At 37.8% G+C, this 12986-nt stretch carries 12 protein-coding genes; 4 read left to right on the forward strand and 8 right to left on the reverse strand.

Features of this window, described 5'->3' with window-relative positions:
- Positions 1-11 precede the first annotated feature (11 nt).
- The 7 genes from pstB to CCK98_RS24595 all read right to left on the reverse strand — a co-directional run bounded on the left by pstB (position 12) and on the right by CCK98_RS24595 (position 8137).
- On the reverse strand, positions 12-833 hold the full coding sequence (pstB, locus tag CCK98_RS24565; protein ID WP_088088987.1) for a phosphate ABC transporter ATP-binding protein PstB: 822 nt from the start codon (positions 831-833) through the stop codon (positions 12-14).
- 16 nt (positions 834-849) lie between these two features.
- Positions 850-1737: a phosphate ABC transporter permease PstA gene (gene pstA, locus CCK98_RS24570; protein ID WP_088088988.1), complete on the reverse strand. Its 888-nt coding sequence runs from the start codon at positions 1735-1737 to the stop codon at positions 850-852.
- Complete coding sequence (gene pstC / locus CCK98_RS24575; protein WP_088088989.1) at positions 1737-2657, reverse strand: phosphate ABC transporter permease subunit PstC; 921 nt, start codon at positions 2655-2657, stop codon at positions 1737-1739. The genes pstA and pstC overlap by 1 nt, the downstream gene beginning before the upstream one ends.
- 80 nt (positions 2658-2737) lie before the next feature.
- Positions 2738-3652 carry a phosphate ABC transporter substrate-binding protein gene (locus CCK98_RS24580; RefSeq protein WP_088088990.1) on the reverse strand — a complete coding sequence of 305 codons (915 nt, stop codon included), beginning with the start codon at positions 3650-3652 and terminating at the stop codon, positions 2738-2740.
- 277 nt (positions 3653-3929) lie between these two features.
- Positions 3930-5993, reverse strand: a complete 2064-nt coding sequence (locus CCK98_RS24585; protein WP_088090538.1) for a penicillin-binding protein 2 — start codon at positions 5991-5993, stop codon at positions 3930-3932.
- Between the two features lie 206 nt (positions 5994-6199).
- The gene (locus CCK98_RS24590; RefSeq protein WP_088088991.1) at positions 6200-7417 is read right to left on the reverse strand and encodes an MFS transporter; all 1218 of its coding nucleotides are present in this window, start codon (positions 7415-7417) and stop codon (positions 6200-6202) included.
- 111 nt (positions 7418-7528) lie between these two features.
- Positions 7529-8137 carry a superoxide dismutase gene (locus tag CCK98_RS24595; protein WP_088088992.1) on the reverse strand — a complete coding sequence of 203 codons (609 nt, stop codon included), beginning with the start codon at positions 8135-8137 and terminating at the stop codon, positions 7529-7531.
- A 354-nt stretch (positions 8138-8491) separates the two neighbouring features.
- Between CCK98_RS24595 and CCK98_RS24600 the strand changes: the two genes are divergently transcribed.
- Positions 8492-9187, forward strand: coding sequence for a Crp/Fnr family transcriptional regulator (locus CCK98_RS24600; protein WP_088088993.1), 696 nt, complete (start codon positions 8492-8494; stop codon positions 9185-9187).
- Positions 9188-9889: 702 nt separating this feature from the next.
- Here the strand turns inward: CCK98_RS24600 and CCK98_RS24610 are convergent.
- Complete coding sequence (locus CCK98_RS24610; RefSeq protein ID WP_088088995.1) at positions 9890-10372, reverse strand: DUF456 domain-containing protein; 483 nt, start codon at positions 10370-10372, stop codon at positions 9890-9892.
- 189 nt (positions 10373-10561) lie between these two features.
- On the opposite strand from CCK98_RS24610, the gene CCK98_RS24615 reads away from it, so the two are divergent.
- The 3 genes from CCK98_RS24615 (at position 10562) to ispG (ending at position 12986) form a co-directional block, all read left to right on the forward strand.
- The gene (locus CCK98_RS24615; protein ID WP_088088996.1) at positions 10562-11335 is read left to right on the forward strand and encodes a DUF1189 domain-containing protein; all 774 of its coding nucleotides are present in this window, start codon (positions 10562-10564) and stop codon (positions 11333-11335) included.
- A 95-nt stretch (positions 11336-11430) separates the two neighbouring features.
- Positions 11431-11769: a hypothetical protein gene (locus CCK98_RS24620; protein WP_088088997.1), complete on the forward strand. Its 339-nt coding sequence runs from the start codon at positions 11431-11433 to the stop codon at positions 11767-11769.
- 116 nt (positions 11770-11885) lie between these two features.
- A complete protein-coding gene (gene ispG / locus CCK98_RS24625; protein ID WP_179196035.1) occupies positions 11886-12986 on the forward strand; it encodes a flavodoxin-dependent (E)-4-hydroxy-3-methylbut-2-enyl-diphosphate synthase in 1101 nt (366 codons plus the stop codon).

A 12986-nucleotide genomic window follows, 5' to 3' on the forward strand; every position in this document is an offset into this window, starting at 1 on the left:
ACTGTTCCCCCTTATCCAAACCTTCCAGAGATATATTCCTCTGTCTTTTTAACAGATGGATTGGTAAAGATTTTTTCCGTATGATCATATTCAATTATATCACCGCTCAAGAAGAAGGCTGTTTTATCAGAAATACGTGATGCCTGCTGCATATTATGGGTGACAATAATAATTGAATACTCTTTTTTTAAATCAACAATTAAATCCTCAACCTTAGCATTGGATATCGGGTCTAGTGCCGAGGATGGTTCATCAAGGAGCATGACAGTCGGTTTCATCGCAATCGTCCTTGCAATACAAAGACGTTGCTGCTGCCCGCCAGAAAGTGACAAAGCCGATTTATGAAGCCTGTCCTTTACTTCCTCCCATAATGCTGCTTTTTTCAGACTCACTTCCACCATTTCATCAAGTTTGCTTTTCTTTTTGATTCCAGCAAATTTAAGGGCGTGTGTAATATTCTCATAAATTGATTTTGGAAATGGGTTGGGCTTTTGAAAAACCATGCCGATTTCCTTACGGAGAGCAACGACATTTATTTGTTCCGACAGAATATTGAGATCTTCATATATGATTTCTCCCTCCGCCCTTGCTCCAGGGATGAGGTCATTCATTCGATTAATACTTCTTAAAAAAGTGGATTTACCACAGCCTGATGGGCCTATGAGTGCTGTAACGGAATTTTTTTCAATATCAAGTGAAATCCCATTTACAGCTCGTTTTTCTCCATAGAATATTTCTAAATTATTTACCTTTAAGATATGTTCCTTTTGCAACTGGCTGTTAGACTGAACAGCTTGATTATCGGTCGATTCTTCTTTAAATGCTGTAACCATCCTATCTCCCCGCCCCTTATTTTGATGCTGTTACCTTTTTATGAATCATGCTTCCTATCCACCTAGCTAATAAGTTAAATATTAATACCGATATTACTAAAACAGCAGCTGAACCATTAGAAACCTCTTCCACATCTGGAATTAACCCTTGTGTATTTACAGACCAAATATGAACCGCAAGCGTTTCTGCTGGACGAAATATATTTAACGGTGATTGAGGGGAAAATGGATTCCAGTTTGCGTAATCGAGTCTTGGTGTTGAAAGACCGGCTGTAAATAATAATGCAGCGGCTTCACCAAATACACGACCTGCGGCAAGAATCGCACCAGTTAATATCGTCGGAAAAGCACTTGGTAATAAAATGGTTTTTATCGTATGCCATTTGGTAATCCCTAAGGCAAGACTAGCCTCTTTCAAATCACTTGGGACGGCACGGATCGCATCTTCACTCACCCTTACAATTACAGGCAGGTTAAAAACCGTTAAGGCTAAGGCTCCTCCTAAAATGGTGTAGCCCCAGCCTGTTAAATTAACGAACATTAATAAACCAAACATCCCAATGACTATGGATGGTAAAGAGGCTAGAACTTCTATACAAGAACGGACCATGTCTGTAATTTTCCCCGGCTTAGCATACTCAGCCATATATATTCCACCGCCAATTCCTAACGGAAGGGCAATTATCATCGTAATAAATAATATATAAAATGAATTGAACAATTGGTCACGAATTCCCCCGCCTGCACGTACATTGCTTGACGGAGAGGTTAAAAAGTCAAGCGAAATATGTTTAAATCCATTAATCAAAATATAAGAAAATAAACCAACTAATATAGAAATGATTATGATTGCAATGGCTATAAATACTCCTGTGGCAATCCGATCTGCAGTTTTACTGTTCATCACATTTTCCTCCTTGACGAAAGGTAGCGAATGAGGAGAATAAACGCAAACGACATGATTAATAAAATTAAGCCCATTGACCAAAGAGTATTATTTTCTACACTGCCGTATGTTGTATGGCCCATGTTAAGAGTAATAATTGTCGTTAAGGTTGCTGATGCGTCTAATAAGCTTGTTGGTAAGTCTCTTACATTACCGATGACCATTTGTACCGCAAGAGCTTCTCCAAATGCTCTTGCCATCCCAAGAACGATAGCAGTCAGGAGGGTAGGTAATGCAGCAGGTATTAAAACTTTTCTTATAGTTTGCCAGCGAGTAGCACCTAAAGCATACGAACCTTCACGAAGATTTTTAGGCAGTGAACTCATCGCATCGGTTGCAATTGTAGTTACTGTCGGCAAAATCATGATGGATAATACAATGGTACCTGAGAGCAAGCTAAAACCAAGTCCGCCCACATGTTCCCTGATAAATGGTACTAACACTGTAAGCCCGATGAAGCCATAAACTACAGATGGAATTCCGACCAAAAGCTCTATCACTGGCTGTAATATTTTCCTTCCCCATGAGGGTGCAATTTCGGTCATAAAAATCGCTCCGCCAATACCTAATGGTGCTGCCACAATTGCTGCAAGAAAGGTTACCGCAAAGGAACCAAAAATAAACGGTAAAGCCCCATATTCGGGTTTCGCTTGATTTGTAGGATTCCAGTGGGTACTGGTTATGAACTCAATAAGACTTACACCATTTTTTATAAAAGATTGTAAACCCTTTGAACCAAGGAAAATAGTTATCGAAATGGTTGCTGAGATCATGATGACAGCACACAAGATAACGAGAATTTTCCCGCGCAATTCCCCATCGAGCCAATTTTTCTTAGAACTTAACAATCTGTCTTTTGCAGGAACTAACTTTTCCATAATGCACCAAACACCCCTAAAATACGTCATAATAGGGTAAATGCTTACTTGCATTTACCCTTTCATTATTCAACCTGTTTTTATAGGTTTTTTTGATTTCCTTTTGCATCGCGCTCAACTTTCATTTTTGTTACTGGTAGATATCCTTGTTCTTTTAATAGTGTGTTTTGGATATCGTCAGACATTAAATAGTCAAGGAACGCTTTAGCAAGATCTGTTGCTTCACCTTTTGTATAAGAGTGTTGGTATGCCCAAACTGGAAATTTACCAGATTGCACATTTTCTTCATTTGGTTCTACTCCATCGATTGCAAGTGGAGTTACAGATTCGTCAGTGAAGTATGAGAATGCAAGGTAACCCACTGCACCATCAGTTTCATTGATAATCTTTTTAACGGTGTTTGAAGAATCTTCCGTAATCCCTTCAGCAGGTGTGGCACCATCAAGGGCGAACTTATTGAATACCGCACGTGTTCCTGAAGAGTCCGGACGGTTTACAAGAACGATCTTCTGGTCTTTTCCGCCAAGTTCTTTCCAGTTTGTGATTTTTCCAGTGAAAACTTTAATTAAATCTTCCTTTTTAATATCTTTAATACCAACTTTAGGGTTAACTGCTGCTGTCATACCTACAACAGCTACTTTATGGTCAACAAGCTGATCAGCTGGAATGCCTTCTTTTTCTTCAGCGAATACGTCTGAGTTACCAATCTGCACAGATCCTTCAGCAACTTGTGATAAGCCCGTACCAGATCCACCAGCGTTTACTTGAACATCAACATTTGGATTTTCAGCCATAAACTCTTCAGCAGCAGCGGCAACTAATGGTTGCATAGCAGAGGAACCAGAAACAGTTAATGAGCCAGAAAGTTCTGTAGTTTTATTATCTTTATTAGCAGTTTCATCTTTTTTATCAGTAGAGGCTCCCCCACAAGCAGCAACGAATACCATTAATGCTGCTAGAGTAAGTAATAGGCCAAATTTCTTAAAGCTTTTCATTTGTTTAATTCCCCCTGTGAATTTTGGTTTGTTTGTTATTTGTTCTGTCTTACATGTCTAAGAATAAAACTAAACTGTTAACCGAGTTTTAATTGAATGTAAAGGTTTTGTAAAGATATGTTGAGTTTGTGTAAATCGATAATATTTTCTATATATAAATTGTCCTTAGTGCGTTAGATTAATGCAAAGTAGAACTTAAAAGTATAAAAAACACCTGCCTCAATCTGAGACAGGTGTTTCAGTAATATTAATGATCAGCTTGACTAATGTTTTGGGTTTATTCGTTATTTACTTCCTGTTGATCAGAGGTTGCATTTTTTTCTGTATTTTGACGTTCTTTCTTTAAGTCAAAGTACGCATCCAAGACTCTTCGGCCGATTAAATTATTGATACTTGGACCGCTATTCCCTTGATATGCCCACGGTACGACAACAGCCATTGCCACTTCTGGATTATTAGACGGTGCAAAACTTACGAGACTTAGGTTCATTACTTCAGCCCCACGCTTTGACTTATCAGCGCCGTCATAAAACGCCTGTGCTGTTCCCGTTTTTCCTGCAGGGTGATAATCTGCGCTCTTAAAGTAACTTACAGCTGTACCGTCACCCACCTGCATGACCATCCGAAAACCTTCTTGAACCCGCTTAATCCAAGATTGCTTCATATCTAAACGATTTAATACTTTCGGCTGAATTTCCTCGACAATTGGACCCAATTCATTATTTTCCATTTCTGGTTCGCGAATTTCCTTAACCAGATGCGGCTGGATCCGATTCCCACCATTTGCGATTGTGGAGACGTACTGTGCGAGTTGGATTGGTGTATATGTATCATATTGACCAATCGAAAGGAAAAGAAGTAAACCAGGAGTCCTTTCAGGACCTGGAAAGCCGCTCATTTCATTAGGTAAGTCAATCCCTGTACGCGTACCTAAACCAAACTGACTAAATGACTGCCGCATAGTATCAAAGGCAGAATAATCTAATGGCAACGGTTGATTTTGTCTATACTGGCCACCAGCCATAGCAATAACAGTTTTCCACATATATACGTTGGAGGAGACCTGTAGTGCCCTTAAATCATTTATCCTGCCAAATGTCCTCCATGAAGACATGACAGGTGAGCTTGCTATTCTCAATGGTTCATCTAGTTGTGTAGAGCCTGGTTGTATTGCCCCAGTTTTATATCCAGTTAATATCGTCGCCCCTTTAACTGCTGACCCAACGTTATAAGAAGTGGTAATATTTCCTCCTGCAAAGTCCTTCATGACTGTTTTTCCTTTTTTATCTTTACCAATTTGTTTTCCAGCCAGTGATAGGACTTCACCGGTATGTGGATCCATTAGAACGACGAAGGCTCGATCTAGAAGGGAGGTATTTGGTTTTTGCTTTGCACTCCACATTTCTTCTTCAATGATATCTTCTACCTTCTTCTGAAGATCCATATCAATGGTTAAAACAAGATCTTTACCCCTTTTTCCTTCCGAAACTACTTCAGTTGAGAGTATTTTACCGGACTTGTCCGTTACATTTTTCACTTTTGCCTTTTGACCATGCAATACATCTTCATATTTTAATTCGAGATAACTTTTTCCAACTCGGTCATTACGGCTGTAGTCACGGGCCATATACTTTTCTAATTGCTCCTTGGGAATCCCTGCTTCGGAGGAAGTTACATCTCCTAATATGGATTTTAATGTATCACCGAAAACATACTTTCGTTCCCAATCAGTTGTTGTATCAACACCAGGTAAGTTTTCTAAGTTTTCACTAACAATCGCAAATTCTTTAGGTGTAACATTTTTATTTTTAACAATTTGAGGCGTCAGGGCATAACCACTATTAAAGTCCCTATAGACAGCAAGTGTTTCAAGATCTTCACCAATAATACTGTTTACTTCATCCTCAGTTATTCGATCAATCTGAAGCTTATAAATTTGCTTATCATCCAATTTTTTTTGTTCATATAAAGCCCATTCTTTTTTCGTAACTTTTGCTTTTGCTTCTTTGGGATGTTTTAAAATCCAATAATCCTTTTTATCACGAACAGGAACTTTCGATGTATCTTTGTTAATGATTTTTGCTAATTTTGCCGCGCTTTCCAACATTTCCTTTTGGGTGGTTTGTTGATATTTTGTGTAAGTAATCGCGTTCAAGGGTGTATTATCAACAATGATTTTACCATTGCGGTCGAACATTTTCCCCCTTGGTACAGGGTTATTAACAGTAATATCTTCCGTACGTTCAATTTCACGTTTAAAATCATCACCAAATACGATTTGCAATTCACCAAGTCTAAGGATAAGGATAGAAAATAGCAAAAACACGACAAAGAATAACATGTTTAAACGAAAGGGCACATGTTCCTTCTTTTTTTTCTTTTTATTATTCAAGGTATATAAACACTTCCTTTTTTCACGGCTTAAAGTCACTTTCTCTATTTTAAAGGATAATTCCGCTTTTATCTATGAAAAACCCTTACCATTTTCAGCATAAAAGCCTCAGTGAAAAATGAAAAATGCGGTGAGTAAATAAAATACTCATCGCATTACGGTGCTGGTAAATGTACTCTTTTAATAAAAAGATAGATGCATGTGTGTCCAGCACCCAAAGCAAGTAGTAGGATTGGTATACTGATTTCTGCATTAAACCAAGTGATAGCAGCTAAAAAGGATAATATAGAAACAATCCTTCCCAAATTTAAGAATATTTCCCGAACTACAATGTACTCAATCCTCATTTCTGCCGCTTTCCAACCCGTTCCAATCACATCATATGTAGTGGACATATATGGGACGAGCAAAAGCGGATAGGCAATTGCAATCATCCCACCATAGATTAACAATTTGACAAAATTCACGTCCCATACAATTAACAGGACAGACGCATATAGGATAAGTCCACCAATAAGAATCGCTTTTTTTCGAAACTTTTGTTTAATTAACCTTGACGCAAGATAATACGCTATAAATGATATTCCTGAATTAAGGAGACCAAATGTTCCTAAAGACAGTTCACTTCCCGTCGAAATATAAACAAGCACTGATATCACAAATGCAAAGGTCCCTTCCCTCAGTCCCTGGAAAAAGTTAGCGTTTGTTATCAGTCGCCAATTTTCATTTTGTTTTCTTTCATTAAGAATCTGTATAAAACAATAGCTTCCTGCCGATGGTCGTGGTTTCAATGAAAAACTCATAAAAACCGCAAGTGCAAATAAAGCTAGCGACATCCCAAAAACAATGGTATATCCTGTGAATTTGTCAAATCTAGTTATGATGATTCCAGCAGCGATTGGTCCAATCATTCCACCCGCAGACGATAATATCCCTAAAAAACCATTAAAAAAATCTCTCGTATCTGGTTCGGTGATTTCAAATGTTAACACATTATAGGCAAGCCAATAAAACCCATAACCTACTCCTAACAGACTCCCTAATAAAAGTAAATAAGTAGAAGCCTTTGTGCCAGCTATTAAAACCATTACATAAAATAACGCTAAAAAAATCACACCGATTCTAAGCACGATCACCCTGTCAATTTTCTTGGCCCATCTGCCAGCCAAAATGAACGTGAGCAGTTGTAAAACAACAATCGATAAATTAAAAAGGGCGATATCTGAATACTTACCCGTTTGTTTCCATAGATAAATATTTACAAAAGTATTGGATAAAGCAATACTTAATGAATATAACCCACCAATAATCAGCAAAAGTGATAAATCTTTTGTTAGTTTAACATCACCTAGAATCTTAAATTTTTTTGCCATAAAAAACTCCCCTTTATCTTATGGGTAGTCTTTAACAAGCAAGTTTTTCTTATTCACTTATTCAAATCCAAAAAAAAGAAGACAGCTTAAGCTGCCTTCTTACCATTGCTATTATTTTGCTTGGCTGTAACGTTTTGAAACTTCATCCCAATTTACTACATTCCAGAAAGAGGAAATATAATCTGGGCGTTTGTTTTGATATTTCAAATAGTAAGCATGCTCCCATACATCAAGACCAAGAATTGGCGTTTTACCTTCCATTAATGGAGAGTCTTGGTTAGGTGTACTTGAAACTTCTAATTCTCCGCCAGACACAGATAGCCATGCCCAACCAGATCCGAAACGAGTAGTTGCAGCTTTAGCAAACTCTTCTTTGAAGCTTTCGAAACTGCCAAATTTGCTGCTGATTGCGTCAGCTAATTCACCAGTAGGTGCACCGCCGCCATTTGGAGAAAGGATTTGCCAGAATAATGAATGGTTAGCATGACCGCCGCCATTGTTACGAACTGCTGTACGTGCAGCTTCTGGAACCGCATCCAAATTAGCAATAACTTCTTCAACTGATTTAGAAAGTAATTCTTCATTACCAGCTAAAGCGTTATTTAGATTGGTTACATATGTGTTGTGATGTCTAGTGTGGTGAATGTTCATTGTTTCTTTGTCAATATGTGGTTCAAGTGCGTTTTCTGCATACGGTAATTGTGGTAATTCAAATGCCATGATTATTCCTCCTATGTATATGGTAATTTTTTCAGCCTTAGAATTTTGAATATTTCTAAAGCTTCCCTTTTTAAGATACCAAAGTCAGTACTCAGTTTCAAATATAATGCTTAGGCTCTTAACATAAATACCATACCCGTAATGAAGGATTTTATTCTAAATTTTACTAAAACGTAATCCACTACCGTTCCTAACAATGATTCGAAAAATTGTCACCTTTCAACCGAAGGGCAATCTGTCAACGATTTTTGTCATATCCGACTTTTGTCACTACCAATTCATGTAAAGGCTCTATTGACACCTTGTTAATAATTTATTTTAATCAAAGAGAAGGGTGCCAAGGAGTGATTTTCTATGCAGAAAAGTAGTAATTCTATATATAATTTACTAGTTTACTTTTACGAAAAAAAAGAACCAATTCAAAAGATTAAAGCCGGTTCCGTTCTTTTTCAAGAGAAGGACCCTGCCCAGTATGTTTTCTTATTGCTTAAAGGAAGTATTTCACTTGGAAGAGTTCATTTACGCGGCAAGGATTTTATCTTAAAAATCTTAAATGACCAGGAATTAATTGTAGAGTATCAACTTTTCAAACCATCTCCTCATTATCAATTTTACGCAAAAACGATGACAGATTGTGAAATGATCTTTATCAAGAAGGAGCAATTTGAAGAATTTATTAAAAATGATCCAGAAGCAATGAGCGCTCTTGTTGCATGGCTAAGTACAGGTTATTTAAAGGCACAAATGAAATGCCAAGACCTAATTATGAATGGTAAAAAAGGCGGTTTATATTCTATCCTCATCCGCTTATCTAATACTTATGGAATTAAGACAGAAGATGGAATTCTTATTGATCTGCCCTTAACACATCAGGAATTAGCTAATTTAACCTATGGGACGCGTGAAGTAATTCAACGAGCCTTAAAAGATCTTCGCGAGAAAGAGATCATTACCTACGATAATCAAAAGTTTACTATAAAAAAACTCAACTATTTAAAAGAAGAAGTTGACTGTCAAAATTGTTCCTTTGAAATTTGCGGATTAAATTAACCAAACAAATCCACCCATATAAGTGGCTCAGGCTGTCGAAAAACTTTCGATAGCCTTTTTTTATTCTCTTCCTTAAATTATCCACCGCGTTAATTTGTTAAAATAATATTAATAAATAGGATTTTCACCTTGTCTGTTGATTTGCGCTCCAGGCGCTTCGCTTTCCGCGGGCGTGCCGGGGAGCCTCCTCGTCGCTTCGCTTCTGCGGGGTCTCCCCTGCCCCGTACTCCCGCAGGAGTCTTCGCGCCTTCCGCTCCAATCAACGGTGTAGTATTCAATAAAGAACTTCAACTCATATAAAAAATAATAAGAATTAGTGAAATCAATGTTTATGCCAAAAGAGTTGAGCCAAAGTGAATATGAATTTGTGTCAATTTATGAACTTGTTCCAGAAGATTTAGTAGGACTAGAAAAAAAGTATATTGCAATGCTTTAAGTTAATTTGCCTCCCTGGTGATTGGAGTGGAGGGCACTCGACTCCTGCGGGATAGAGAGGTCACTGGAGACCCCGCAGGCGCCAAAGCGCCGAGGAGGCTCCAGGACCTCCCCGCGGAAAGCGAGTGCCCGGAGCGGAAATCAACAGGCCCTTTAGCAGGGACAATCAATTAATAAAAATCGGGATTTTAGATTCAGACAAAATAAAAAATTACCGAGAAAACGACCCTTTCTCGACAATCTGAGCCACCCAGAAAGGTGGCTTCTTTACAAGACTAAAATGAAAAAATAAACAATCATAAGGATTTGTATGATTGTTTTTGTTATAACACTGCTTATAAATCCAATGACCGAGCCAAAACCAATTTTAATACTATCAGTGAAATTTCTTTTGTTGAAGATTAATTCAGCGCCTATTGCCCCGATAAATGGACCAATAAGGATTCCTAAAAAAGGGATAACAAATGGTCCAACGATAATCCCTATCGTACTTCCCCAGATTCCGGCCTTGGAACCTCCATATTTTTTAATTCCAATCATATTAGCAATATAGTCGGCAACAAATAAAAGTACAATAAACAAACCTTGAATCAACCAAAAGTACCATCGAAAGGGTTGAAAATTAAAAAAGACTCCATATAGTAAAAAGCCTGCCAATATAAATAACACACTTGGAACAATCGGATACACCAGACCAACAAATGCAACAATAAATAACAAAATGATGATGCTCCAATAGACCAATTCCATTTTATCCATCCCTCATAAAACTTTTTCTAGATATTTTATACAGTTTACACTTTCCTTCATACGATTAAAACTTGGAATAGGTTTCAAAATATAAAATTGAGTTGCTGTCATTCTTGTATATAACCTTTACTAAAGATACAATAGATGCTGAAGCAATCATTTGTGATTTAATGTATAAAGGTGGTCATTATGAATATTTTCAAGCAATTGTATAAAAGTATCTACTCTCCTAAAGATATTGCCTTATTTCGATTCCAAGGGATAGGAAAAACAATATTATTTGTTTTCTTCTTAACATTAATTTCGATTCTGCCGTCAGTAATTTACTTAAGTACCGCACTTACCACGGGTGTCGATACGGCAAGAACCATTATTACTGACGAATTACCTGATTTTTCAATTCAAGACGGGCATCTAACAGCCGATACTAAAGTGCCCATTACATTAAATAAGGATGATTTTTCTATTATTTTAGACCCAACTGGAGCTATTTCTGCAGATGATATCCAAGATGAGGGAAATTCTTTTGCCATGTTAAAAGATCAATTTGTTTTAGCTGCAGGCGGCCGATTTGATACATATCCCTATTCCATGTTAGAAGGGCTAAACATTGCAAAGGGAGACATTGTGGATTTTATTAACACAATTGGCGGAATAAAATGGATAATAATCCCTGTGGTTTCTGTGTTTATCTACTTGTTTGCATGTGCTGGCAGTTTTATCGAGGTAACGGTTTTAGCTCTAATTGGTTTATTATTAAAGAACCTTTTAGGTAGGAAACTAAATTACCGGCAGTTGTGGCGAATGGCTGCATACAGCGAAACATTACCAACATTGTTTTTTACCATTATGGCGGCAATTAAAACAACCGTTCCTAACAGCTTCTTGATTAATTGGTTTGTTGTGATCATCGTTTTATACCTGGCCATTAATGAAATTCCAAAACCAAAAAAAGTGAACTAAGAGGCGCCCATAGCGGGCGTTTTTTTATTAACTCGTTCTTTTTCCAATTGGACAAGCATACCAATGTACAAACTGTCTATTTGGAGGCTTGTCCGATGAAAAAGTTATTTGGTTTCTTATTAGCCGTTTTAATCATATATGTAATTTATATTGATTTAACTGTTGGCACCCTGCCTTCCCAATTCACACAGCAGGTGGATGCTAAAATCGAAACACAAAATAAGGAGTTGAAAACAGAAACAGACATCCCTTCTTTCGAAGCACAAGTTGAACCAGGTGAAACAGTGCTATCTATCGTGGAACATCAACTGGATAAATCACTTCCGGTATCGATTTCCGACTTAATCGAGGACTTTCGAAAATTAAATCCTGGGGAGACTCCAGAAAAAATTCAAATCGGGTCTACATATCATTTCCCTGATTACTCAAAATAAAGAGGATAGTGCTTATTCTTGTCAAAAATAGTGAAAGGCTGATAAAATAGAGTCGGATTGTTTTTATATACCTTATTCGAATCCCATTTTGAAGGAGCGAATTACACGTGAGTGAAATATTACACCGCACAAAAACCCGACCAATTAAAGTTGGTAACTTAACGATTGGCGGGAGTAACGAATTATTTATACAAAGTATGACCACAACAAAAACACATGATGTTGAAGCAACCGTTGCTGAAATAAAGCGTCTTGAAGAAGCTGGCTGTCAGATTGTTCGGGTGGCTTGTCCGGATGAACGGGCTGCGAATGCCATTCCTGAAATCAAAAAAAGAATCAACATTCCACTTGTTGTCGATATTCATTTCGATTATAAATTGGCTCTTAAAGCAATTGAAGGCGGAGCAGATAAAATCAGAATCAATCCCGGTAATATCGGAAAACGGGAAAAAGTCGAGGCTGTCGTAAAAGCCGCGAAGGAAAAAGGCATTCCCATCCGAATCGGGGTAAATGCTGGCTCACTCGAAAAGAGAATTTTAGAGAAATACGGATATCCAACAGCAGATGGTATGGTCGAAAGCGCGCTACACCATATTAAAATTCTTGAGGATTTAGATTTCCATGACATTATTGTTTCCATGAAGGCCTCTGATGTAAATCTTGCCATTGAAGCTTATGAAAAGGCATCGAGAGCATTCGATTATCCCCTTCATCTTGGGATTACTGAGTCTGGAACCCTTTTTGCAGGCAGCATAAAAAGTGCGGCAGGTTTAGGCACTATTTTACACATGGGAATCGGTAACACACTACGTGTTTCCTTAAGTGCAGACCCAGTTCAGGAAGTAAAAGTTGCTAGAGAACTTTTAAAGGTGTTCGGTCTCTCTTCTAACGCGGCCACATTGATCTCTTGCCCGACATGCGGCCGGATTGAAATTGACCTCATTAGTATTGCAAATGAAGTCGAAGAATACATTGAAAAAATTAAAGCTCCGATCAAAGTAGCTGTTTTAGGCTGTGCCGTTAACGGACCTGGAGAGGCCCGTGAAGCCGATATTGGCATTGCCGGTGCTCGAGGTGAAGGGTTATTATTCAGGAAGGGTGAGATCGTCCGCAAGGTTCCTGAAGCGCAATTAGTTGAAGAATTGAAAAAAGAAATTGACCAGATTGCCGAAGAATATTTTCAGAAAAAAGCAGAGGAAGATAAAATTACGAATTAA

Source organism: Bacillus sp. OV166 (genome assembly GCF_900177675.1).
Taxonomy (GTDB): domain Bacteria; phylum Bacillota; class Bacilli; order Bacillales; family Cytobacillaceae; genus Neobacillus.